We start from the raw sequence: 25207 nt of genomic DNA, 5'->3' as shown, positions 1-25207 counted from the left end.
CGCACATTCACCAACAATCTCGGAAACTGCCCTCAGGTCGCATCCGCATGGCTGACCATGCCCTTGATCACCACCGCCGTGGTCGCCAACGCGGCCGGAATCACCAGCGCCGTCAGCACCTGCTCGAAGTTCCAGCCCAGGCCCAGCAACGTTGCGCCCATCCATGCACCGAGGATCGCGCCGAAACGGCCAATCCCAAGCATCCACGACACACCGGTCGCTCGCCCTTGAGTCGGGTAAAACCGCGCCGCCAGCGACGGCATCGCCGATTGCGCGCCGTTGACACACATCCCCGCTACCAGCACCAGGGTCGCCAATATCGTGATGTTGCCCAGGCTCTGCCCTACCGCGTAGGCAAACACCCCGGCCAATAAGTAGAAAGTGCCGATGACCTTGTGCGGATTGAACCGGTCCATCGCCCACCCCACACCCACTGCGCTCAACACCCCACCGAACTGGAACAGCGCACCAATGAATGCTGCCTGCTCCATGCTCGCGCCGCTGTCGCGCATCAGCGTCGGCAGCCAACTGGTTAGCAGGTAAACAATCACCAGGCCCATGAAGTACGTCAGCCACAGCAACAACGTGCCGGTGCTGTAAGTACCGGAGAAGATCACTGCAAATACGTTTCGGCCCTTCACGGTTTTCTGTTCCGGCACGCTGAAGCTCGAAGCCTGGGCCACCACCGTCGGGTCGATCGGCGCCAGGGCCTTGCGCACTTTGTCCGTACCACGATTGCGCACCACCAGATAGCGCGCCGATTCCGGCAACCAGAACAGCAATACGACGGCGAGGATCAGCGGCAGAATCCCGCCGATCATCAACAGACTGTGCCAGCCGAAGGCCGGGATCAGTTTGGCCGAGATGAACCCGCCCCCGGCCATACCGAGGTTGAAACCGCAGAACATGCTGGTCACCAGCAGGGATTTCTTGCGCTCGGGGGTGTATTCGGACAGCAACGTGGTGGCGTTCGGCATGCCGGCGCCCAGGCCCAGGCCGGTAAGAAAGCGCAGTACCAGCAGCTGATCGACGTTGGTGCTGTAGGCCGATGCCAGGCTGAAAGCGCCGAACAACAGCACCGCCCCCACCAGTACGACTTTTCGCCCGAAGCGGTCAGCCAACGGGCCGGAACCCAAGGCGCCGAAGACCATGCCGATCAACGCCGCGCTCATCACCGGGCCGAGACTGGCGCGATCAATGCCCCAGTCCTGGGACAGTGCAGGCGCGATAAACCCCATGGCTGCGGTGTCGAGGCCATCGAGGAAAACAATCAGGAAACACAGGATCACCACCCGCCACTGGTAGCGCGAAATGGGTTGAGCATTAATGAAGGACTGCACGTCGAGGCAGTTTCCTACAGCAGACTGAGGCTGGTTCATTATTTTTATTCCACGCAAAGAACGCAGTCGAACAGCTACCAGCCGCGGCTGACGCCATCAAAAGAAAAGGAGGTCGGGATCAGGCGATCCGGTTTCGGCAGCTAAACCGGAGGGAATAGCGACAGTCGGGAAACGTGCGCATGACGATGCCTCTTCTCATTCTTATTGGAGTCGTCGTCCGGCGAATGACCGAAGCCAGCAGCGCCGGATGACGCTGCCGCGACATTAATGATCGAAGGGAAAGAGCGTCAATTCGATAAACACAACTCTGTGCGTTTATCGAACAGCTTAGGCGCGTTCTCAGTCAGTTTCCCCGCCGCGCCGGGTCTGCTGTTGTGCAGGGCAAGGCGCGAGAAGCGTGGTTTGGTCATTCCAAATAAGCTTCGAGCAACGCAGCCCTGCACAACAGCAGGCCCGGCCCTTCGGGTTGTGCCTTAAAGCGGGCCAGCCTGCGTTGCAGGCCTTGGAAAGGGAACAACCATTCCCTGCGGCCTGCGCCTTGCCTGGCCCGCTTTAAGGCGACAACGCGGTGGGGAAACTGACTGAGAACGCCCCCTAAGCAAAGAGTTGCGCGCTCAGGTCACGACTGGCGCTTAGCAGGCCGGGCAGGAAACGCTGCTCCAGCTCGCTGCGACTGACCCGGCCGGCATGGGTGCTGACATTCAGCGCTGCCACCACTTGCCCGGAAGCGTCGTACACCGGAACGGCAATCGAGCGCAGGCCCTGCTCCAGCTCCTGATCGACGATGCACCAGCCTTGTTGCCGTACCTCTTGCAGGCATTCGAGCAGTGCCTCGGGGGTATGCAAGGTGCGACTGGTCTTGGCTTGCAATTCTGCATGGTCGAGGTACTCGCGCAGCGACGTGTCGTCCAGCGCAGCGAGAAGAATCCTGCCCATGGAGGTGCAATAGGCCGGCAATCGTCCACCCACCGAGAGGTCGATGGAAATCAGCCGCTGGGTCGTTGCCGAGCGCGCAATGTACAAAATGTCATCGCCTTCCAGTGTGGCCATGTTGCAGGCTTCGTGCAGTTGCTCGCTCATGCGGTCCAGGTATGGCTGGGCAGAAACCGCCAGCGGCGTCGAGGACAGGTAGGCATGGCCCAGGGTCAGCACTTTGGGCAGCAGCGAATAAGTACGCCCGTCGGTGGTGGCGTAGCCGAGTTTGATCAGGGTATGCAGGCAACGTCGCACAGCGGCACGGGGAATTTCCGTGCGGTGGCTGATCTGCGCAATAGTCAGGTGTCGCTTGCGTTCCTGGAACGCTTGCACCACCGCCAGACCACGAGCCAGGGAGGTCATGAAATCCGGGTCACCGGTCAGGGCCTGGATCCGTTTGGCGGGCGAGGCGACGATCGGCGGGGCCACCGAAGCGAAGGAATTGCGCATTTGATCATTCATATCAGGTTCTTTCCCACACGGATCAGCGACTATTACAAGCGGCTCCCGGTCTGGCACACAAGCCACGGGCCACCATGATTGGGCGATTATCGAACCATCGGCCGATAATCGCAATCGACGCTGTTTACTGAGCCTTAGCGCTTTCACTCCCCCACCACACGGTTGTTATTTTCGGTCACTGGCTTATGAGGAGGCCGATGTAATAACTTGTTCGGCTTAATGACGCCAGAAAGTCACCGCCGCAACTGGCGTTACCCGCACCGTAATTACCGGTAGAGTTGCGAGTGACAAAACAATCACACATGAGGAACTACTTTTAACTCTCAAGAGATAGTGTTCTTCGGATCGACCGCTATAATGCATCTGAGTGGCGACCGGTTTTTTACGTACCGATTCCGTCAACCGGCAGCGCAATATCCATTGCCGCTGTCCGCAGCAAGCGCCTGACGCTCATTTCATATGCTCCGCCAGCGCGCTCGCTGAAACAGGAGACTGATGCTACGTCAGCTGTTTTTCTCTGGTGCCGTGGCCGCCTGCAACATGGAAGTATTGATTGCGCCGTGGGAACAATGCCGTGTCAGGCCTTGTCCTTTCGACGAGCACGGTCAATAAATCGATGCAGCGCGTTTCACCAGAATTAATCTCAACTCAATCAGGTAGCACTGTGACGAAAGACGAACTGCGCGCAGAACTTGAGCGCCAGGAACAACGTTACAAGGAAGTTTACGGCGGGGAAGTCACCACCTACGCCGCTCAGCCCGAACCCGAACGCAAACCCTGGCGTAAACGCGCCACTGTTCAGGATCAGGCCTTCACCCAGGAATTGCAGAAGATGGAAAAGGAACTCAAAGCCGAAGAGCCATGACCGCCTCGGCCTGAATCCTTTCAAGAGCCTGCGTCTACACCCGTTAAAAGCGGGTTGTATCGATGATGCTTTTCGCGCCCGCTACAAGCGGGCGGCGGCCCTCTCATCCGTTGGATAGGGCAAATGGCTCCTGTCGGACCTTCTTCTCAGATATTTCACATACGCGTTCAAGCCTCTTGTCCCGACGAGAGAAACCCTTGCGGCTGCTGTCTTTCCAAGAAAATTCAACGACTTGTAAACCCCCGAAAAAGCCTCGGGTTTAGGGGATTGCAACAAATTAATTCGTTGAAGAATGTTACCGATGAGCAGCAAGTGCATCGATTAGCAGTCTTTTCTGGCATAATCGCGCCCCCTTACGACCGGGTCAGAAAACCTTCATGATCGATTTATTCAGCGGACTGGATGCTTGGGTGCTTGTGAGCCTCTTGCTCGCCCTGGCCTTTGTCCTCGCCTTCGAGTTCATCAACGGCTTTCATGACACCGCAAACGCGGTGGCCACTGTTATCTACACCAAAGCCATGCCGCCTCATCTGGCGGTGTTCTTTTCCGGTGTGTTCAACTTCCTCGGCGTACTGCTGGGCGGTGTGGGTGTGGCGTATGCCATTGTTCACCTGCTGCCGGTAGAACTGCTGATCAATGTGAACACCGGTCATGGACTGGCCATGGTGTTCTCGTTGCTCGCCGCCGCCATCACCTGGAACTTGGGCACCTGGTACTTCGGTATCCCGGCCTCCAGCTCCCACACGCTGATCGGTTCGATCCTCGGTGTCGGCCTGGCCAACGCCCTGATCAACGACATTCCGTTGGCCGATGGGGTGAACTGGCAGAAGGCGATCGATATCGGTGCATCCCTGGTGTTCTCGCCGATGGCCGGCTTCCTGATCGCCGCCCTGGTGCTGATCGGCCTTAAATGGTGGCGTCCGCTGTCCAAGATGCACAAGACACCGGAACAGCGCCGCAAGATCGACGACAAGAAACACCCGCCGTTCTGGAACCGTCTGGTCCTGGTGATTTCGGCAATGGCGGTCAGCTTCGTGCACGGCTCGAACGATGGCCAGAAAGGTATCGGCCTGATCATGCTGGTACTGATCGGTATCGTGCCCGCGCAGTTCGTACTCGACCTGAACAGCACCACCTACCAGATCGAACGTACCCGCGACGCGACCTTGCACTTGAGCCAGTTCTACGAGCGCAACCGCGAATCCCTGGGTGAGTTCCTGGCACTGGGCAAAAGCGTGAAAGGCGATCTGCCGGAGAAATTCCGTTGCAACCCGCAACAGACCGAACCGACCATTGCAGCTCTGCTCAGCACCCTTAAAGGTGTAGCGGACTACCATTCGCTGCCGGCGGAAAGCCGCATCGAAGTACGTCGCTACCTGCTCTGCCTGGACGACACCGCGAAGAAAGTCGCCAAGCTGCCAGGCCTCGCTGCCCGTGAAAAGGCTGATCTGGACAAACTGCGCAAGGACCTGACCACTACCACCGAATACGCCCCGTTCTGGGTGATTCTGGCGGTCGCACTGGCCCTCGGCCTGGGTACCATGGTCGGCTGGAAACGCGTGGTACTGACCATCGGCGAGAAAATCGGCAAGCAAGGCATGACCTATGCCCAGGGCATGTCGGCGCAGATCACCACCGCGTGCATGATCGGCGCGGCGAACGTCTTCAGCCTGCCGGTTTCCACCACCCACGTCTTGTCCTCAGGCGTGGCCGGCACCATGGTCGCCAACAAAAGCGGCCTGCAAGGTGGCACCGTCAGAACCATCCTGCTGGCCTGGGTCCTGACCCTGCCAGCCACCGTGGCCCTGTCGGCCGGCCTGTTCTGGCTGGCATCGAAGGCACTGGGTAGCTGATACACCGCTACTGAAAAGGCGCGTTCCGTGAGGTTCGCGCCTTTTTTATTGCTGCAATCTTCGCTACACCACCGATTAATTGTGGGAGCGGGCTTGCTCGCGAAAGCGGGGTGTCAGACGACATAAATGTCAGCTTATACACCGCCTTCGCGAGCAAGCCCGCTCCCACAGTGGTTCTCTGTATACCCGATAGAAATTCGCAGGCAAAAAAAGGGCGACCGAAGTCGCCCAAAATGCCTTGCGTGCTCATGACCCCGGAAAGACCTACGGCTTTTTCCGCTTATGCGAATCCTTCCAGATAAAAAATCCAAATCCTGCAAAAAACAGAACCATGAGGCCGACTGTCAGCACTCCGGCGATCACCACGTTATCGAAAAACATGATTGGCCTCCTGCACTTGCCCTGTTGCGATGGGGCTAAGTTAACTAATCGGGCAGGAGAGAAAATTGACCGGGATCAATGCCGGCTGAGACGGGGCGTAAAGGAAGGGAAATAACTGACCTGCATCAAGCGATGCAGGGTGTTTCAACGCTTTTTCGGTTTTTTCTTTGGCTTTTTCTTCGCTTTGCCCAACGGCATCGCCTGCTCAAATGCCTGGCGCACTTCGTTCAGGCGCTTTTCATTAAGGTCATGAACCCGCTTGGCGCGTTCAGTGTTGAGATCGATCAGCTTGTCATCTTGGCTCATGGCGTTCAGTGCATCACTTGGAAATGAATTCAGCTGCCGGTTAAAGGCGACAGGATTGCACCAATAATGCGGTCTGGCGCAGGCGCTGACCAGTGATCCGACACTTCAGATCTCGATATCGACCCACAAGCCCTGACGTGGCTGATTCTCCATCAACGGCACCACCGGCACGGTGTTGTCGGCATTGAGCTCATTACCGGGAATCGCCAGATGTTCTTCGGGATCGTCATCGGCCTCACGACGGCGCCGCTCTCGCTCCTGCTGCCGACGCTGTTCCTCGCGCAGCTGCAGGCCCGCCTCTTCCGGGTCGCGCTTTTGCAGGTCGATGGTGCTTTCGTTGGAGCTTTCCTGCACCGGCACCACGGGCGGAATATCCGGGCGCTGGCGGATCGGATCCTGCTGTGAAGTAATCGGCACGGCGCTCAAGGGGAGCATCGGTGGCAACATATAATTAGTCTCCTGTCAGCAGGCTGTCGGCTGCGGGGATCGCGACTTGAGCCATCGGTCGCAAACTTGTGATCCGCTTGGCACCGCAGGAGCTGGCGTAGCCTGCGATCTTTCATCGGACAACGTAGAACTCAAGCGTTCCCGAAGATCAAAAGATCGCAGCCTTCGGCAGTTCCGGCATGAGTAATCCTTTGGCCCTGAAGGCTCATTCCGTTAAGATAGCCCGCTTTTTCAAGGTGGGAGTCAGGCAGCATGGCGCAGCAGTATCAACCGGGGCAACGCTGGATCAGTGACAGCGAAGCCGAGCTGGGTTTGGGCACCGTTCTGGCACAGGACGGCCGCTTGTTGACCGTGCTCTATCCGGCCACTGGCGAGACTCGCCAGTACGCGCTACGGAATGCGCCCCTCACCCGTGTGCGGTTTTCGCCGGGTGACTCGATCACTCACTTCGAAGGCTGGAAACTGACCGTCCAGGAAGTCGACGACGTCGATGGCCTGCTGGTCTACCACGGCCTCAACGCGCAGAACGAAGTGGTCACGCTGCCAGAAACCCAGCTGTCGAACTTCATTCAGTTCCGTCTGGCCAGCGACCGTCTGTTCGCCGGGCAAATCGACCCCTTGGCCTGGTTCTCCCTGCGCTACAACACCCTGGAACACACCAGCCGCCAATTGCAATCCTCGCTCTGGGGCCTGGGCGGCGTGCGTGCGCAACCGATCGCGCACCAGCTGCACATCGCCCGTGAAGTTGCCGACCGCATTGCACCGCGGGTTCTGCTGGCCGACGAAGTGGGTCTGGGCAAGACCATCGAAGCCGGTCTGGTGATCCATCGCCAACTGCTCTCGGGCCGCGCCAACCGCGTGTTGATCCTGGTACCGGAAAACCTCCAGCACCAATGGTTGGTGGAGATGCGCCGCCGCTTTAATCTGCAAGTCGCGCTGTTCGACGAAGAGCGCTTCATCGAAAGCGATGCCGCTAACCCGTTCGAAGACACCCAGCTCGCTCTGGTGGCACTCGAATGGCTGGTGGACGACGAGAAAGCCCAGGACGCGCTGTTCGCCGCCGGTTGGGATTTGCTGGTGGTCGACGAAGCGCACCACCTGGTGTGGCACGAAGACCAGGTCAGCCCTCAGTACTCACTGGTGGAGCAACTGGCCGAAGTCATTCCCGGCGTATTGCTGCTGACCGCGACCCCGGAACAACTGGGTCAGGACAGCCACTTCGCCCGTCTGCGCCTGCTCGACCCGAACCGTTTTCATGACCTGCACGCCTTCCGCGCCGAGAGCGAAAACTATCGCCCGGTGGCCGAAGCCGTTCAGGAGCTGCTGGACAAAGGGCGCCTGTCGCCTGAAGCGCACAAGACCATTCACGGTTTCCTCGGTAATGAAGGCGAAGCACTGCTGACCGCTGTCAATGATGGCGATACCGAAGCCAGCGCCCGTCTGGTGCGCGAACTGCTGGACCGTCACGGCACCGGCCGCGTGCTGTTCCGTAATACCCGGGCCGCCGTGCAGGGCTTTCCGGAGCGCAAACTGCACCCGTACCCGCTGCCATGCCCGGCCGAATATCTCGAACTGCCACTGGGCGATCACGCCGAGCTGTACCCGGAAGTCAGCTTCCAGGCCCAGCCGGACGCCAACGAAGAAGAGCGCTGGTGGAAGTTCGACCCGCGCGTCGAGTGGCTGATCGATCAGCTGAAAATGCTCAAACGCACCAAAGTGCTGGTGATCTGCGCCCACGCCGAAACCGCCATGGACCTGGAAGACGCCCTGCGCGTGCGTTCCGGCATCCCGGCCACGGTCTTCCACGAAGGCATGAACATCCTTGAGCGTGACCGCGCCGCCGCCTACTTCGCCGACGAAGAGTTCGGCGCACAGGTGCTGATCTGCTCGGAAATCGGCAGTGAAGGTCGCAACTTCCAGTTCTCGCACCATCTGGTGCTGTTCGACCTGCCGTCGCACCCGGACCTGCTGGAGCAGCGTATCGGTCGTCTCGACCGGATCGGCCAGAAGCACATCATCGAACTGCACGTGCCGTACCTGGAAACCAGCCCGCAAGAACGGCTGTTCCAGTGGTACCACGAAGCGCTGAACGCATTCCTCAACACCTGCCCGACCGGCAACGCCTTGCAGCATCAGTTTGGCCCGCGCCTGCTGCCGCTTTTGGAAAACGCCGACGATGGCGAGTGGCAAGCGCTGATCGACGAAGCCCGCGCCGAACGTGAGCGTCTGGAAGCCGAACTGCACACCGGTCGCGACCGTTTGCTGGAACTCAACTCTGGCGGCGCTGGCGAAGGTGATGCGCTGGTCGAGGACATCCTTGAGCAAGACGATCAGTTTGCCCTGCCGATCTACATGGAAACCTTGTTTGACGCCTTCGGCATCGACAGCGAAGACCATTCGGAAAACGCGCTGATCCTCAAGCCAAGCGAAAAAATGCTCGACGCCAGCTTCCCGCTGGGTGACGACGAAGGCGTGACCATCACCTACGACCGCAACCAGGCGCTGTCCCGCGAAGACATGCAGTTCATCACCTGGGAACACCCGATGGTGCAGGGCGGCATGGACCTGGTCCTGTCCGGCTCGATGGGCAACACCGCCGTGGCGCTGATCAAGAACAAGGCGCTGAAACCGGGCACCGTATTGCTGGAGTTGCTCTACGTCAGCGAAGTAGTTGCTCCGCGCTCGCTGCAGCTGGGCCGTTACCTGCCGCCGGCTGCCCTGCGCTGCCTGCTCGACGCCAACGGCAACGACCTGTCGACCCGGGTGTCGTTCGAAACCCTGAACGATCAACTGGAAAGCGTTCCCCGCGCCAGCGCCAACAAGTTCATCCAGGCCCAGCGCGACCAGCTGACGCCACGGATCAACGCCGGCGAAGAAAAGATCACCCCGCGTCACGCCGAGCGCGTGGCCGAGGCGCAACGTCGCCTGGCGGCGGACACCGACGAAGAACTGGCACGCCTGACCGCCTTGCAAGCGGTTAACCCGAGCGTGCGCGACAGCGAACTGATTGCGCTGCGCAAGCAACGTGAACAAGGCCTGGCGATGCTCGATAAAGCGGCGCTGCGACTGGAAGCGATTCGGGTGTTGGTGGCGGGTTAAGCCCTGCCCTGCCCCGTTAAAACAAAAAGCCCGCAGCGATCAGACTGTGTGAAAACCTAGCAATCTGCATCGCGGTTTAAGAAAATGCCCCGTATCGAAAGATACGGGGCATTCTTGTTATGGCTTACATCCAGGGCCAAGCGCGCGATCAGACCAGCCTTTTTCCGGTTTCGCTGGAAGATTTAATCCCTGAGGATCACCTCGTTCGCGTGATTGATGCCTTCGTTGCCAAGCTCGATCTCATACGTCTGGGGTTTGACAAGGCGGTGCCCAAAAGCACAGGTCGCCCCTCTTACGATCCGGCCGATCAGCTAAAGCTCTATCTGTACGGCTATTTCCAGTGTATCCGCTCCTCCCGTCGTCTCGAAGCCGAATGCCAGCGCAACATCGAAGTCATGTGGTTACTCAACCGCCTCAAACCCGATTTCAAGACCATTGCCGACTTTCGCAAGGACAACAAACAGGCGTTCAGTGCAACGTGCCGGGTCTTCGTTCAGTTCTGTCGTACGGTCGGTTTGATCGCTGGCGACCTGGTTGCCATTGATGGCAGTAAATTCCAGGCGGTAGCCTCGTCGCGGCGCCATCTGAACGTGAAACAACTCAAACGCCAGCAGGAAAAACTGGATAAGCGCATCGCCCAATATCTGGCTGAACTGGATGAGGCCGATAAAGCCGAAGCGGGTGAAACCATTGATCGCAGCGCCATCAAGACAGCGCTGAAGCAACTTGAAGCCCGGCAACTGAACAATCTGACCTGCCAGGCGCTGATGAAGTCGATGGGGATCGAGCAGTTCAACACCGGCGAAAGCGATGCCCGAATGATGCGCACGCCCAAAGGTCCGCGGGTGGCTTACAACGTACAAACCGCCGTGGACGCTGAACATTGCTTGATCCTGCATCACGACGTGACACAAGACGGCAACGATACCCAGCAACTTGAGCCCATGGCCAAGGCCGCCAAAGAACAGTTGCAGCAGAGCGAACTGAGCGTGACCGCCGATGCGGGCTACTCCAACGGCAAGCAGTTCCAGGCGTGTGAAGACGCGGGCATTACGGCGTACGTGCCGCCCAACCGAGCGGTTAACCCCCGTAGCAAGGAGAAGGAACTCTTCGAGCGAAAAGATTTTGCTTACGATGCGCAGCAGGATCAGTACCAATGCCCTGCCGGCAAACTGCTGACACTCAAACAGCTGAATAAAGGTGAGCGCATTTACCACGCAGCTATCAGCGACTGCGCCAACTGCCCACTGAAAGGTCAATGCACCGACGCTCAGCGCCGATACGTCTCACGCCACGCCCACGAAGATGCCTTCGAGCGAATGGAGCAGCGCATGCAGGCGCATCCCGAAATGATGGTGAGCCGAAGGTCCATCGTTGAGCATCCCTTCGGCAACCTTAAACAATGGCTGTTTGGAAACGGCCGCTTCCTGCTGCGACAGTTAGAGGGGGCAAAAGCGGAAATTGCCCTGGCGGTGAACGCCTACAACCTCAAAAGAGCGATCAATGTGCTGGGTGTACGTCAAATGATGGAGTTGATGGGCTGAAAAGCCTTTTTTCGCCTGTTACCTGCACAAAAGCAAACGCCCCGAACAAGTCGGGGCGTTTGCTTAGGCCGCCTTCAGCGTGTTTTCACACAGTCTGAGCGATGCGGGCCTTTTTTTGTCTGCTTGATTGTTCTGGTGTTGCTGATGGCCTCTTCGCGAGCAAGCCCGCTCCCACTTTCGACCGCATTCCTCCTGAAAGAACTCGGTCAAATGTGGGAGCGGGCTTGCTCGCGAAGGCGATTAGGCAGTCACCGCAGCCCCCCCAGGCTCAACCACCGCCACCAACCCTTCCTTCATCCGCTTGGCATCACGCACAAAACACCGCGAAGCCAGGAACAGAAACACCATGGTGAAAAACAACGCCACCGGGATCAAGTACATCGCGTCATGCAGGCCGACAGCCTTGAACGCCTCGGTCATCTGTTCGGCACCGGCCGAGAGCATGGCCGTGTGCGCGAAGTGATCGGACAGACCGCCCACCACCACCGGCCCCAAACCACCGCCCAACAGATACAACCCGGCAAAGAACAACGCCATCGCCGTCGCCCGCAGGCGCGGTTCGACCACGTCCTGAATGGCCGTGTACACACAGGTATAGAAGTTGTAGGCGAACAACCAACCGAGGCTGAACACCGCGACAAATACCCCAATCTCGATCCGTCCGGCGTGTAGCGCCCAAGCGGTGCACAAGGTCGAGATAATCAAGCTGAACGCGGCAAACAGCAGTCGCCCATTGGCCACCCGCTGGTGAATCTTGTCCGCGACCCAACCGCCCAGTGTCAGGCCGAACAACCCGGTCACCCCCACAATCACCCCGGTCGCCACCGCCGCGTCCTGCAACGGCATCAGGAAATAACGCTGCAGCATCGGCACCAGAAACGAGTTGCAGGCATACGTGGCGAAGTTGAAGCACAGCCCCGCCATCACCAGCCACAGGAAAGTCGGCACCGCCAGCACTCGACGGATCGGGCGATCCACGCGCGCCTGAGACACTTGCACGCTTTCTGCCGCCCCGCGCTTCGGCTCTTTGATGAAGAACATGAAGACCGCCAGGATCAGCCCCGGCACCGCCGCGATGAAGAACGGCGCGCGCCAGCTGTCGAACGCCTTAACCATCGCGCCAATGGTGAAGAACGCCAGCAGCAGGCCCAATGGCAAACCGAGCATGAAAATGCCCATGGCCCGAGCCCGACGATGAGCCGGAAACAAATCGCCGATCAGCGAGTTGGCGGCCGGCGCGTAACTGGCTTCACCGATGCCGACCCCCATGCGCACGATCAGGAAACTCCAGAAACTGCCCACCAACCCGTTGACCGCGGTCAGCCCACTCCACGCCGCCAGGCCCCAGCCCATCAGTTTGCTGCGCGAACCGGTATCGGCCAATCGCCCCAGGGGCAGGCCGGCAATGGCGTAAACGATGGTGAATGCGGTCCCGATGATCCCCAGCTGAAAGTCGCTGAGGTGCCACTCCATGCGAATCGGCTCGATGATGATGGCCGGGATGGTGCGGTCGAAGAAGTTGAACAGGTTGGCCAGGAACAACAGGAACAGAATGCGCCAGGCATTCGCCGCTTGGGTCGAGTTCTGCATGGGTCCGTCTCTTTTATTGTTATTGGGGCTTCATTGCCAACGCATTCGAGCCCAGGACCCTCAATCTAGTCAGGCCCGCCAGCGCTGTCTGTAATTATTCGTAAAGCTGATATCCATCCATGGCAGCCAGCGCGGCCCATGCAACAATTTATTGCCAATTGTTCTAAAGACCATTCCAAAAACATTGGCACTGATGTGCCACCACGCCTTGCGCTCCATGCATGGCCTCTATACTGCAAGCATTCGCCAGCGTGTACGGCGCAGGCCAGGATGATTCAGAGACGGGGCATGCTATGGAGTGGCTGGGTTTGCATTTCATGACCGGGCTGCCAGAGAGCGGGCAGGTCATACTCGATTGCACCCATAACCCTTTTCTGGTGCTGCTCGCCTATCTGGTGGCCTGCGTCGCCGGCTTCGCCACGCTGGACATGACCGAGCGGGTCGGTCATGTGGAGAAATCCGCCTCCCAGCGACTCTGGCGCTGGGCCGGTGCCGGGTGTCTGGCGGGCGGTATCTGGGCCATGCATTTCATCAGCATGCTGGCGTTCCAGGCACCGATCGAAATCCATTACCACCTGCCCACCACCCTGCTCTCGCTGTTGTTCGCCCTGACCGCCTCGTGGCTGGCCATGCACACCCTCAGCCATCCTCAGCCGAGTTTCCGGCGATACCTGCAGGCCGCGGTGTGGATCGGCCTGGGCATCGCGACCATGCACTACGTGGGCATGGCCGCCCTGCGATCGAATGCGCTGATCTATTACCAACCCTTCCTGTTCGCCCTTTCCATTGTGATCGCCATCGGTGCCAGCCTGGCCGCCCTGTTGATTTCCAGTCACCTGCGCGACGGCGCTGGCGGCTTTCATCAACTGCTCAAATACACCGCCAGCCTGGTGCTCGGGGCCGGCATCGTCAGTATGCATTTCACCGGTATGGCGGCGCTCAGCCTGGTGTTGCCCGCTGGCAGCCTTCAGCCATTGCCCGACGACAACAATCACCTGCAATTGGGGCTGACGGTGGCGGTGATAACACTGCTGATCATCGGCAGCAGTATCAGCGCTGCACTGGCGGACAAGAAACTGCAACACAAGGAACACGACCTGCAGCGGGTCAATGCCCTGCTCAGTCAACTGGATCAGGCGCGCATGTCGCTGCAACAGGTGGCGCATTACGACCCCCTGACCAACCTGATCAACCGCCGAGGCTTCAACCAGATCTTCGCCGAGAAACTCATCGAGAAAACCAACGAAGGCGGCATGCTCGCCGTGATGTTCCTCGACATCGACCACTTCAAGCGGATCAACGACAGCCTCGGCCATGACGCCGGCGACGAATTGCTCAAAGTCCTGGCCAGCCACATCAAGGCCTCGGTACGCAGTCACGAAGACGTAGTGGCGCGCTTTGGAGGCGACGAATTCTGCATCCTCATCGGTCTGTACGACCGTGAAGAGGCGCGGCAAATGGCCCAGCGCATCATGCTGAAAATGAAGGAACCCATCGAATTGTCCGGACGGCGCATGGTCATGACCACCAGCATCGGCATCAGCCTGTTTCCGGAAGATGGAAAGACCTGTGAAGAACTGCTGAAAAACGCCGACCTGGCGCTATACCAGTCCAAGGATTGCGGTCGTAACGCCCTGCATTTTTTCAGTTCAAACCTGAAAACCCGCGCCACCCTGGAGTTGCAGCTTGAAGAGGAACTGCGCCACGCCCTGCGCGAAAACACCGGGTTGATGCTGTATTACCAACCGATCTATGACCTGAGAACCGGCCAGGTCACCAAACTTGAAGCGCTGATTCGCTGGCAACATCCGGTTCACGGATTGCTCACGCCGGATCGGTTCATCACCATTGCCGAAGCCAACGGCCTGATCGCCGAGCTGGACAACTGGGTGCTGCGCAAGGCCTGCGAGGACTTGGGCGAGCTGTCCCGACACGATTGCGAAGAACTCAAAATCGCGGTGAATTGCTCGCCCCTGAACCTGGCGCGAGAAGAACTGGCCAATGAAATCGAACACGCCCTGCACGCCTTCGGGGTGGAGCCACACCGGCTGGAGCTGGAAGTGACCGAGAATGCGCTGATGGGCAATATCACCAACACCCTGGTGTTGCTGCGGCAGATTCGCGCCCTTGGGGTCTCGTTGTCGATCGACGACTTCGGCACCGGCTATTCATCCCTGGCCTACCTCAGGCGCCTGCCGTTAAACACACTGAAGATCGACCGCTCGTTCATTCAGGACATCCCCAAGGCCACCCAGGACATGGAAATCGTCCAGGCCATTATCGTCATGGCCCATACCCTGCATTTGCAGGTCGTCACCGAAGGCGTCGAAACCTTCGAGCAATACGACTTTCTCGAACGCCACGGCTGCGATTTCGTTCAGGGCTACCTGCTCAGCCGTCCGGTGCCATTGGTTGAGTTGCGCCCGGTACTGGCCGAACTCAACCAACGCAAGCACGCGCACACCGTCAACCCGTTGAGTCTGGCGCGCGGTACAACTGCACTAGCGTCGACGGATCCTTTTCCAGGAACCCCTGCCCCCCATGGAGGCGCATCAGTTGTGCGGCCAATCCGCTGATCGGCGTGGCCGAGCCCTGTTCGCGGGAAAACTTCACGGCGGTGTCGAGGTCCTTGAGCAGCGTGCGTACGTGCCATTTCACCGGTTCGATACGGCTTTCGGCCATTTGCGGCGCGAGAATCTGCAACGGTTTTGAATCGGCGAAACCACCGGCCAACGCCTCGGCGATCAGACGGGCATCGACCCCGGAACGCTCGGCCAGGGCCACCACTTCGGCAATGACCAAGGCATTGCAGGCGACGATCATCTGATTACAGGCCTTGGTCACCTGCCCCGCGCCGACGGCGCCCATGTGGGTCACGCGCAGGCCAAGGGTCAACAACACCGGTCGCACGCGTTCAAGATCCGCCGTCTCGCCACCGACCATGATCGCCAGGCTGCCGGCCTCGGCACCGACCACCCCGCCAGACACCGGCGCATCAAGCCAACTCATTGCGGTTTTACTGGCCAGCGCCGTCGCCATTTCCCGCGTCGCGGTGGGTTCCAGGCTAGAAAAATCCACCAGCAACTGGCCGCTTTTCGCCCCCTCGGCAACGCCCGCCGCGCCAAACACCACCTCACGTACAACAGCAGTGTCGGCCAGGCACAGCATCACCACGTCGGCGTGCTGACACAGCTCCGCCGGTGTCGCCACTTGCCGTGCGCCGGCCTCGACCAGCGGTGCGCACTTGGCCAGGTTGCGATTCCACACCGTCAGCGGATAACCCGCCGCCAACAGGCGTCGGCACATCGGCAAGCCCATCAGGCCGATTCCGGCAAACCCCAGCGAAGGTAACGCTGCCATCATTTAGCCTCCTTTTGATTAAAGATCATCGAATATTGGCCGATTCATCATGAATAAGGAAAGGATTCCCCCGAGCGATGCTCAGGCCAATACCCTGACGCTTGGACCACCTTCGCGCTGCAAAAAGACGCGAGATCCCACTCCGTGATGACTCGATGACACCTTGTCGCCGAGCCGACCACTCCAGGTATATGGCGCACAATGACTTCTAAAAACAATCCGGCCACCGCGGTATCCGACCTGACCCTGAGCCCCGCGGCGAACAGCCCCTCATCGTCGAAGCCATTGACCCCATCGCGTCCGCTGGCGACTCAGCAATACCTGTACTTCACCGAAACCAATACCGACCGCATCCTCGACAACCTCGACGGCCTGCGCGACCTGGTGTTCCCGCGCCCGCCCCATCTGGAAGGCGACAACGAGCAGCACAGCGATCAAGAATTCCCTTCGGTGTGCCTGATCGGCCTGGGCCGTTGTGGTTCGAACATCGCGCTGGACGTGGCGGAGCTGGTGTACAACGCCCGCAAGTTCTACCTCAACGAATTCAACAACGAAGACCGTCTGTCGCCGGACAAACGCTACGCCGAGAAGGGTTACAGCCCGGCGCAGTGGATTCGCAACAACTTGCGCCTGGGGCCAAACAAGGCCAGCAAACCGGTGTTTCTGGTAGAACCGCTGGTGATGCTCGGCGACCTGGACAAGGACATCGCCGGTCGTATCCGTTTCTCGCGCAAGGGCGAAAAAAGCGGCTTCTTGCGCGACTACAGCAAAATGAAAATCATGGACTTGTCGGAAGTCCACGCCGGTGGCGCCGGTAACGCGCCGATCCTCGGCCAGTACCTGGCCAAGATCATCCTGAACAAGGACACCCAGCGGTTCTCCAGCCCTGACTGGAAGATGATTCACTCGTACCTGATCGACAGCTGTGGGATCAAGGCCAACCAATCGCGCCTGTATTTCTCGATCTTCAGTGCCGGCGGCGGTACCGGTTCGGGCATGGCCTCGGAATTCGGCCTGGCTCAGCAGCACTCGTACATGAACAAGACGTTCGACACCAAACCGATGGACGAGCACGACGGCAAGAGTGGTCATTCCTTCGTCTTCGAACCGATTTTCACCAGCGGCATTTGCGTACTGCCGAACATTTCCGATCACCGCAGCGAAATGTCCGAGGCGCTGCACATCAACGCCGGTCGCCTGCTGTGCAAATACCTCTCGGAAGAGTGGGACTTCTCCTACAACTTCGCCAACGAAGACAGCAGCGAAGCCAGCGTCATGGGCCGTATCCGCCCTTGGAACGCGATGATGCTGATCTCCAACGACATCATGCGCTATGCCGAAGAAAGCGATGACGGCAACATCCAGAACATTGATGTCAATGCCATGGAAAAGCATGCCAACCAGTACATCTCACAGCAGATCTTCAACATTCTGACGGCGCAGGCGGTGACCACCGACTACGACCAGAACTATTTCCGTCGCGCCGGCATCGACATCGGCGAAACCATTCGCCTGGACGCCAACGACCTGTTCATGAGTCTGGCCGGCCCTGTAGCGATTGCCTACGCCGAGTCCGTGGTGCCGGAAACCCCGCCGCCCAGCAGTGACAAGTTCAAGGTGTTCGAGAAAGAGCCGCAGCGCCTGAACATCGATGACCTGTTCTTCCGCTCCATCGACCTGCCGCACTTCAACAAGGTTACCCAGGCGATCGAAGGCATCAGCCTGTTGCCGATCGAGTCCAAGCGCTACCGCGCCTCGCTTGAGCAGTACAAGAATTCGGGCTATGACGCGGCCGCGTTGCACGACCTGCATTTCTTCAAGAATTGCTCGTCGGTGGTGTCGATTGTTTCGTTGCCCAAAGACTACAAGCTGTCCTACATGGACCTGAACCGGTTGAAGACGCACCTCAACAGCCTGTTCCCCAACACCACGCTCAAGCGCTATGCGCTGGTGATCGGCGCCTCGGCCAACCTGTCGCTGACCACTTTGATCGCCAAGAGCCCGTGCCTGTCGGACGACTTCCTGACCCTGATCGTGGCCTTCATCAAGCGCTGCTTTGCGAAAAACCCGTACCGCTTCGATGAGACGCTGGACAACTCGATCCTGGACTTCATCATCCATGAAGACTTCGACGAAGACCGGATCGACGAACTGCTCAACGAATTCGAAAACCCGGCGAAGATCCTCGATACCAACTGGTACGCGATCAAACCGATGTACGAGAAGAAGTACCGCGAGCTGATCAGCGACAAGGATAAATTCGTCTCGATCAACGACATCCGCCTGTCCCGGGATTGCGTGAAAAAAGCGATCAAGTACCTGCGCGAGATCTACCGTCACCGGATTGGCAAGACCAAGGTTATTTCGCTTAATAACCATACTGGTAAAACCGCTTAATCAGCGGTGCAGCTATTCGCGAGCAAGCCCGCTCCCACATTTTTGACCGCATTCCTTCTGGAGGAAGCCGGTTAAATGTGCGGGCTTGCTCGCGAAAGCGGCCTGACATTCACCGCATCTGTCACCGATTTACCAACATCCAGAAACAATTAAGCAGCCAATCGGCTGCTCAATAAACTGTTCCCGTTACGTTTACGTCACCCTCGCCAAGACCCTTCTGTGGCCTTTCTCTACGGCAACATGCCATCACGCTACTCGGCTACACACTTTTGCCCGGCGAAGGCGAGCACCAAATCAGTGCAATACATCAAGACTGCGCTCTTTCCTGAATCAGAATCCACGGCGAAACCACCACGGCCCACAGCTGCGGATCGCGTTCAAAAAGATCCAGCGCCCGCGTTTCAGAGAGCTTGGCGACCTTGTCGGTGGCCAGCCAGGCAGCCACTTTCTCGCCTTCATCGGTCGCCACCGCTTCTGCTGCAGCGATCAAATCCAGACCAGGATCGACCCACAACAGGGCACCCTTGGCGAAGAATGGCTCCAACTCTTTCCAGGTAATAGATGCGGTTTCACCAAGCAGCTTGGCATAGAGGGTGCTAGGTTCTTCAGTCATGGGTTCCTGTCCGCAATAGAGATCGACGTGAATGATAACGTCGCTATGGCGCCAGAAAAACCCGGATGCAATTGCGTCACCGATTGAAATTCGCAGGAAAAGCCAGGGAATGCTGCTGAATCAAGTATTAGCCAGCTAACATCCCTTCCTGATTCTGTCTTTTTCTTTCAATAAAGCGACACCCTCTGGTATTGCCCCCTGGCGCCAGCTTCCCAGGCTAACAATCGGCGCTCTACACTGTACCGGTACAGTTGCCGGGGGCATTTTCCGGAGGATATCGACGATATCTGACCCGGTTCTGCTGCCACGGCGCCAGGACTATAAAAACTACAACAGTAAGAGTGGAGCACTATGACTAAGGCTACTAAGCAGATTTCAAAACTGTTTGCCGCTATGGTTCTGGCCGGGGTTGCCAGCCATTCGTTCGCCGCTGACACCATCAAGATCGGCATCGCTGGCCCTAAAACCGGCCCTGTAGCCCAATACGGCGACATGCAGTTCAGTGGCGCCAAAATGGCCATCGAACAAATCAACGCCAAGGGCGGCGTCGACGGCAAGAAGCTCGTCGCCGTTGAATACGACGATGCCTGCGATCCAAAACAAGCGGTTGCTGTCGCGAACAAAGTCGTCAACGACGGCGTCAAGTTCGTGGTCGGCCACCTGTGCTCCAGCTCCACTCAACCGGCGTCCGACATCTACGAAGACGAAGGCGTGATCATGATCACCCCGGCGGCGACCAGCCCGGATATCACCGCCCGTGGTTACAAAATGATCTTCCGCACCATCGGTCTGGACAGCGCCCAGGGCCCTGCCGCCGGTAACTACATTGCCGATCACGTCAAACCGAAAATCGTTGCTGTTCTGCACGACAAACAGCAATACGGTGAAGGCATCGCCAGCGCCGTGAAGAAAACCCTCGAAGGCAAAGGCGTCAAGGTTGCCGTGTTCGAAGGTATCAACGCTGGCGACAAAGACTTCTCCTCGATGATCGCCAAGCTCAAGCAAGCCAACGTCGACTTCGTCTACTACGGCGGCTACCACCCGGAGCTGGGTCTGATCCTGCGTCAATCCCAGGAAAAAGGCCTGAAAGCCAAGTTCATGGGGCCGGAAGGCGTGGGTAACGACTCCATTTCGCAGATCGCCAAGGAATCTTCCGAAGGCCTGCTGGTGACCCTGCCGAAATCCTTCGACCAGGATCCGGCCAACGTCGCCCTGGCTGACGCGTTCAAAGCCAAGAAAGAAGACCCGAGCGGTCCGTTCGTGTTCCCGGCCTACTCGGCTGTGGAAGTCATCGCCGAAGGCATCAAGACCGCCAAGAGCGAAGACACTGCCAAAGTGGCTGAAGCCATCCACAAAGGCACGTTCAAAACCCCGACCGGCGATCTGGCTTTCGACGAGAAGGGCGACCTGAAAGACTTCAAATTCGTGGTTTACCAGTGGCATTTTGGCAAACCTAAAACTGAAGTTTCGCCTCAGTAAGGCCTTGGCCTGACTGACTGCCAATAAAGCCCACGGCGTGCCGTGGGCTTTGTTTTACGAACGTATTGGGCCGCGCTGGCGTGATCCGCCAGTCTCCCCACCTGAAAATCTCAAAACCGTCATCAGCGGTTCGCTGGCAAACTCGAATTCGAATTCGAAGTGGATGCAGATCCACGGGACTCGAGCGGGAAAATGACTCCACCAGTGAAATGCGTATCAGGTTTTTAGGAGCGCTGTAATGCCTGACATTTATCACTTCTTCCAACAGCTGGTTAACGGTCTGACCGTTGGCAGCACATATGCCCTGATCGCCATCGGCTATACGATGGTTTACGGCATCATTGGAATGATCAACTTCGCCCACGGCGAGGTGTACATGATCGGCTCTTACGTGGCGTTCATCGCCATCGCCGGGCTGGCCATGATGGGACTCGACAGTGTCCCGCTCTTGATGACCGCGGCTTTCATCGCGACCATCGTCGTTACCAGTGCCTATGGTTACAGCATCGAACGGATCGCCTACCGCCCCCTGCGCGGCAGCAACCGTCTGATCCCGCTGATTTCCGCCATCGGCATGTCGATCTTCCTGCAGAACACGGTTCTGCTGGCGCAAGACTCCAAGGACAAATCCATCTCCAACCTGATCCCCGGAAACTTCTCCATCGGGCCAGGTGGCGCACATGAAGTGCTGATTTCCTACATGCAAATCGTGGTGTTCGTGGTGACCCTGGTCGCCATGCTCGGCCTGACGCTGTTCATCTCGCGCTCTCGCCTGGGTCGCGCCTGCCGCGCCTGTGCCGAAGACATCAAGATGGCCAACCTCCTGGGCATCAACACCAACAACATCATCGCTCTGACCTTCGTCGTCGGTGCGGCACTGGCGGCCATCGCGGCTGTGCTGCTGAGCATGCAATACGGCGTGATCAACCCGAACGCCGGGTTCCTCGTCGGCCTCAAGGCCTTCACCGCCGCGGTACTGGGGGGTATCGGCAGCATCCCCGGCGCGATGCTCGGCGGGCTGGTGCTTGGGGTGGCGGAAGCCTTTGGTGCCGATATCTTCGGCGACCAGTACAAGGACGTCGTGGCGTTCGGTCTATTGGTCCTGGTGTTGTTGTTCCGGCCAACCGGCCTGTTGGGCCGTCCGGAGGTTGAGAAAGTATGACTAGGAATCTTAAACAGGCGTTGTTCAGCGCCTTGCTGGTGTGGGCCGTGGCCTACCCGGTGCTCGGTCTGAAACTGACCATCGTCGGCATCAACCTCGAAGTCCATGGCACCAGCACTGCAACGCTGATCACCATCGCCGTGTGCTCGGTGCTGATGTTTCTGCGGGTGCTGTTCGACCAGCAAATCAGTTCGGCCTGGAAAGCCTCGCCCAACCTGCCGGTGATGCCGGCCAAGGCCAGTACCTTCCTGACCCTACCGACCACCCAGCGCTGGATCATCATCGCGTTGATCATCGGTGCACTGGTCTGGCCGTTCTTCGGCTCGCGCGGGGCGGTGGATATCGCCACGCTGGTGTTGATCTACGTGATGCTCGGCCTGGGCCTGAACATCGTGGTCGGCCTGGCCGGCCTGCTCGACCTCGGTTACGTCGGCTTCTACGCCGTGGGCGCCTACAGCTACGCGCTGCTGTCGCACTACTACGGCCTGAGCTTCTGGATCTGCCTGCCGATCGCCGGGATGATGGCAGCCACCTTCGGCTTCCTGCTCGGTTTCCCGGTACTGCGTTTGCGCGGTGACTACCTGGCCATCGTGACCCTGGGCTTCGGTGAAATCATCCGTCTGTTCCTGCGTAACCTGACCGACCTCACCGGCGGCCCGAACGGCATCAGCAACATCGAGAAACCGACGTTCTTCGGCCTGACCTTCGAACGTAAAGCCGCCGAAGGCCTGCAGACGTTCCATGAATACTTCGGCCTGGAATACAACTCGATCAACAAGGTGATCTTCCTTTACCTGATCGCGCTGTTGCTGGCGCTGTTCGCCCTGTTCGTCATCAACCGCTTGCTGCGCATGCCCCTGGGCCGTGCCTGGGAAGCGCTGCGTGAAGACGAAATCGCCTGCCGTGCGCTGGGTCTCAACCCTACAGTCATCAAGCTGTCGGCCTTCACCCTCGGTGCCTGCTTCGCCGGTTTCGCCGGCAGCTTCTTCGCCGCGCGCCAAGGGTTGGTGACACCGGAGTCCTTCACCTTCATCGAGTCGGCGACCATCCTCGCCATCGTGGTGCTGGGCGGCATGGGCTCGCAACTGGGCGTCGTGCTCGCTGCCACGGTGATGATCCTGTTGCCGGAAATGATGCGTGAGTTCAGTGAATACCGCATGTTGATGTTCGGCGCCTTGATGGTGCTGATGATGATCTGGCGTCCTCAAGGTCTGCTGCCGATGCAACGCCCTCACATGGAGCTGCGCAAATGAGCCGTGAGATCCTGAAAGTAACTGACCTGAGCATGCGCTTCGGCGGCCTGTTGGCGGTCAACAGCGTGGCCCTGACCGTCAAAGAGAAACAAGTGGTATCGATGATCGGCCCCAACGGTGCCGGCAAGACCACCGTGTTCAACTGCCTGACCGGTTTCTACCAGCCCACCGCCGGCAGCATCGTGCTGGACGGCGAGCCGATCCAGGGCCTGCCGGGCCACAAGATCGCCCTCAAAGGCGTGGTGCGCACCTTCCAGAACGTGCGGTTGTTCAAGGAAATGACGGCGGTCGAGAACCTCTTGATCGCGCAACACCGTCACCTGAACACCAACTTCCTGGCCGGTCTGTTCAAGACCCCGGCGTTCCGCAGAAGCGAACGCGAGGCCATGGAGTACGCCGAGTACTGGCTGGAAAAGGTCAACCTCAAGGAGTTCGCCAACCGTCCGGCCGGCACCCTGGCCTACGGTCAGCAACGTCGCCTGGAAATCGCTCGCTGCATGATGACCCGTCCGCGGATCCTGATGCTCGACGAACCGGCCGCCGGCCTCAACCCGCGGGAAACCGAAGACCTCAAGGCACTGATCGGCACCCTGCGTGAAGAGCATGGTGTAACCGTTCTATTGATCGAACACGACATGAAACTGGTCATGAGCATCTCCGACCACATCTTCGTGATCAACCAGGGCACACCGCTGGCCAACGGCACGCCGGAACAGATCCGCGACAATCCTGAAGTGATCAAAGCCTACCTGGGGGAATCGTAAATGCTGCAGTTCGAAAACGTTTCCACCTTCTACGGCAAGATCCAGGCGCTGCACAGCGTCAACGTCGAAGTCCGTCAGGGCGAGATCGTGACGCTGATCGGTGCCAACGGTGCCGGCAAGTCGACCCTGCTGATGACCCTCTGCGGTTCGCCGCAAGCCCACAGCGGCAGCATCCGCTACATGGGCGAAGAACTCGTCGGCCAGGACTCGTCGCATATCATGCGTAAAAGCATCGCCGTGGTGCCGGAAGGTCGTCGGGTGTTTGCCCGACTGACCGTGGAAGAAAACCTCGCCATGGGCGGATTCTTCACCGACAAGGGCGATTATCAGGAACAGATGGACAAGGTCCTCGGACTTTTCCCACGCCTGAAAGAACGCTTCGCCCAGCGCGGCGGCACCATGTCTGGCGGCGAACAGCAAATGCTCGCCATCGGCCGCGCGCTGATGAGCAAACCCAAGCTGCTGTTGCTCGACGAACCGTCGCTGGGCCTGGCACCGATCATCATCCAGCAGATCTTCGACATCATCGAACAACTGCGCAAGGACGGTGTGACGGTGTTCCTCGTTGAACAGAACGCCAACCAGGCCTTGAAAATCGCCGACCGTGCCTACGTTCTTGAGAACGGCCGGGTGGTGATGCAGGGGACTGGTGAAGCACTGTTGACCGATCCGAAAGTGCGCGAGGCGTATTTGGGTGGTTGAGGCTTTGCAGTAAAAAAGAAACGGCCTTCGCAGGCCGTTTTTTTTATACCCGCCACAAACCTGACAACAACAAAGATCCAATGTGGGAGCGGGCTTGCTCGCGAAAGCGGTATCACATTCAACAGAGATGTTGGCTGACACACCGCCTTCGCGAGCAAGCCCGCTCCCACAGGAGATTCGTGGTATTTTGAGGATTTCTGAAAAAGTTTTGGGGTGGGCTGTAACGCATCGCCCTGTCGTTTCTCTAGAGCGGTAAGCAAGCACAAACGCTTGCCAACCCAAGCTCAATTTCGGAGAAACATCATGACTGCTACCACCCGCACCCTGTCCGCCACCGCCCTGGTTCTGGCCCTCGGTTCTGCCCTGAGCATCGCCGCTGTGTCGACTGCCCATGCCGCTGACGACAACATGGAAAAATGCTTCGGCGTGGCCATGAAAGGCAAAAACGATTGCGCCGCAGGCGCTGGCACCACCTGCGCCGGTACCGCAAAAACCGACTACCAGGCCAACGCCTGGAAACTGGTCCCTAAAGGCTCCTGCGCCACCACGATGAGCCAAACCTCGCCAACCGGTTTCGGCCAGTTGGAAGCCTACAAAGCCAAGTCGTAATCAGCA

Annotated in this window: 21 protein-coding genes; 12 read left to right on the top strand and 9 right to left on the bottom strand. The window is 58.7% G+C overall.

What is annotated here, in order from left to right; genetic code table 11:
* Nucleotides 1-32: 32 nt before the first annotated feature.
* Both pcaK and pcaR read right to left on the bottom strand, forming a co-directional pair.
* Nucleotides 33-1379, bottom strand: a complete 1347-nt coding sequence (pcaK, locus tag ACA044_RS06315; protein WP_497445603.1) for a 4-hydroxybenzoate transporter PcaK — start codon at nt 1377-1379, stop codon at nt 33-35.
* Nucleotides 1380-1934: 555 nt separating this feature from the next.
* Nucleotides 1935-2777: a pca regulon transcriptional regulator PcaR gene (gene pcaR, locus ACA044_RS06310; protein WP_497445602.1), complete on the bottom strand. Its 843-nt coding sequence runs from the start codon at nt 2775-2777 to the stop codon at nt 1935-1937.
* 664 nt (nt 2778-3441) lie between these two features.
* On the opposite strand from pcaR, the gene ACA044_RS06305 reads away from it, so the two are divergent.
* Both ACA044_RS06305 and ACA044_RS06300 read left to right on the top strand, forming a co-directional pair.
* Nucleotides 3442-3642 (top strand): hypothetical protein, encoded by a 201-nt coding sequence (locus ACA044_RS06305; protein ID WP_007935837.1) that lies wholly within the window; start codon nt 3442-3444, stop codon nt 3640-3642.
* Between the two features lie 377 nt (nt 3643-4019).
* Nucleotides 4020-5495: an inorganic phosphate transporter gene (locus ACA044_RS06300; protein WP_497445601.1), complete on the top strand. Its 1476-nt coding sequence runs from the start codon at nt 4020-4022 to the stop codon at nt 5493-5495.
* 264 nt (nt 5496-5759) lie between these two features.
* Here ACA044_RS06300 and ccoM read toward each other — a convergent pair whose 3' ends face one another.
* The 3 genes from ccoM to ACA044_RS06285 form a co-directional block, all read right to left on the bottom strand.
* Complete coding sequence (gene ccoM, locus ACA044_RS06295; protein WP_007906619.1) at nt 5760-5876, bottom strand: cytochrome c oxidase subunit CcoM; 117 nt, start codon at nt 5874-5876, stop codon at nt 5760-5762.
* Between the two features lie 144 nt (nt 5877-6020).
* Nucleotides 6021-6182 carry a hypothetical protein gene (locus ACA044_RS06290; RefSeq protein ID WP_497445600.1) on the bottom strand — a complete coding sequence of 54 codons (162 nt, stop codon included), beginning with the start codon at nt 6180-6182 and terminating at the stop codon, nt 6021-6023.
* Between the two features lie 105 nt (nt 6183-6287).
* Nucleotides 6288-6629, bottom strand: a complete 342-nt coding sequence (locus ACA044_RS06285; protein WP_497445599.1) for an aspartate-semialdehyde dehydrogenase — start codon at nt 6627-6629, stop codon at nt 6288-6290.
* A 252-nt stretch (nt 6630-6881) separates the two neighbouring features.
* Between ACA044_RS06285 and rapA the strand changes: the two genes are divergently transcribed.
* The gene (gene rapA / locus ACA044_RS06280; RefSeq protein WP_497445598.1) at nt 6882-9728 is read left to right on the top strand and encodes an RNA polymerase-associated protein RapA; all 2847 of its coding nucleotides are present in this window, start codon (nt 6882-6884) and stop codon (nt 9726-9728) included.
* Between the two features lie 119 nt (nt 9729-9847).
* Nucleotides 9848-11272, top strand: coding sequence for an IS1182 family transposase (locus ACA044_RS06275; protein ID WP_497444779.1), 1425 nt, complete (start codon nt 9848-9850; stop codon nt 11270-11272).
* Nucleotides 11273-11512: 240 nt separating this feature from the next.
* Here ACA044_RS06275 and ACA044_RS06270 read toward each other — a convergent pair whose 3' ends face one another.
* On the bottom strand, nt 11513-12862 hold the full coding sequence (locus ACA044_RS06270) for a spinster family MFS transporter (protein ID WP_497445597.1): 1350 nt from the start codon (nt 12860-12862) through the stop codon (nt 11513-11515).
* A 69-nt stretch (nt 12863-12931) separates the two neighbouring features.
* Nucleotides 12932-13081, bottom strand: a complete 150-nt coding sequence (locus ACA044_RS06265) for a hypothetical protein (protein ID WP_497445596.1) — start codon at nt 13079-13081, stop codon at nt 12932-12934.
* 74 nt (nt 13082-13155) lie between these two features.
* Here ACA044_RS06265 and ACA044_RS06260 point away from each other — a divergent pair, with 74 nt between their 5' ends.
* Complete coding sequence (locus ACA044_RS06260) at nt 13156-15438, top strand: putative bifunctional diguanylate cyclase/phosphodiesterase (protein WP_497447173.1); 2283 nt, start codon at nt 13156-13158, stop codon at nt 15436-15438.
* Here ACA044_RS06260 and ACA044_RS06255 read toward each other — a convergent pair.
* Entirely contained in the window at nt 15329-16225 is an 897-nt protein-coding gene (locus ACA044_RS06255) for an NAD(P)-dependent oxidoreductase (protein WP_497445595.1), read from the bottom strand. The two genes, ACA044_RS06260 and ACA044_RS06255, sit on opposite strands and share 110 nt — an antisense overlap.
* A 198-nt stretch (nt 16226-16423) precedes the next feature.
* On the opposite strand from ACA044_RS06255, the gene ACA044_RS06250 reads away from it, so the two are divergent.
* A complete protein-coding gene (locus ACA044_RS06250) occupies nt 16424-18619 on the top strand; it encodes a hypothetical protein (RefSeq protein WP_497445594.1) in 2196 nt (731 codons plus the stop codon).
* A gap of 307 nt (nt 18620-18926) precedes the next feature.
* Here the strand turns inward: ACA044_RS06250 and ACA044_RS06245 are convergent, their stop codons facing one another.
* Entirely contained in the window at nt 18927-19232 is a 306-nt protein-coding gene (locus ACA044_RS06245; protein ID WP_497445593.1) for a DUF2288 domain-containing protein, read from the bottom strand.
* 351 nt (nt 19233-19583) lie between these two features.
* Here ACA044_RS06245 and ACA044_RS06240 point away from each other — a divergent pair, with 351 nt between their 5' ends.
* The 6 genes from ACA044_RS06240 (at nt 19584) to ACA044_RS06215 (ending at nt 25201) form a co-directional block, all read left to right on the top strand.
* A complete protein-coding gene (locus ACA044_RS06240) occupies nt 19584-20711 on the top strand; it encodes a branched-chain amino acid ABC transporter substrate-binding protein (RefSeq protein WP_497445592.1) in 1128 nt (375 codons plus the stop codon).
* A gap of 238 nt (nt 20712-20949) precedes the next feature.
* Nucleotides 20950-21873: a high-affinity branched-chain amino acid ABC transporter permease LivH gene (gene livH, locus ACA044_RS06235; protein ID WP_497445591.1), complete on the top strand. Its 924-nt coding sequence runs from the start codon at nt 20950-20952 to the stop codon at nt 21871-21873.
* Nucleotides 21870-23126, top strand: a complete 1257-nt coding sequence (locus ACA044_RS06230; protein ID WP_497445590.1) for a high-affinity branched-chain amino acid ABC transporter permease LivM — start codon at nt 21870-21872, stop codon at nt 23124-23126. Before livH ends, ACA044_RS06230 begins: the two co-directional genes overlap by 4 nt.
* A complete protein-coding gene (livG, locus tag ACA044_RS06225) occupies nt 23123-23890 on the top strand; it encodes a high-affinity branched-chain amino acid ABC transporter ATP-binding protein LivG (protein ID WP_497445589.1) in 768 nt (255 codons plus the stop codon). Before ACA044_RS06230 ends, livG begins: the two co-directional genes overlap by 4 nt.
* On the top strand, nt 23891-24592 hold the full coding sequence (locus ACA044_RS06220) for an ABC transporter ATP-binding protein (protein WP_095054074.1): 702 nt from the start codon (nt 23891-23893) through the stop codon (nt 24590-24592). It begins immediately after the preceding gene.
* Nucleotides 24593-24895: 303 nt separating this feature from the next.
* Nucleotides 24896-25201, top strand: a complete 306-nt coding sequence (locus tag ACA044_RS06215) for a BufA1 family periplasmic bufferin-type metallophore (protein WP_497445588.1) — start codon at nt 24896-24898, stop codon at nt 25199-25201.
* Nucleotides 25202-25207 lie beyond the last annotated feature (6 nt).

The sequence above is a fragment of the Pseudomonas sp. LBUM1673 genome, assembly GCF_059695645.1.
This window is presented reverse-complemented; position numbering and strand designations above follow the sequence as displayed.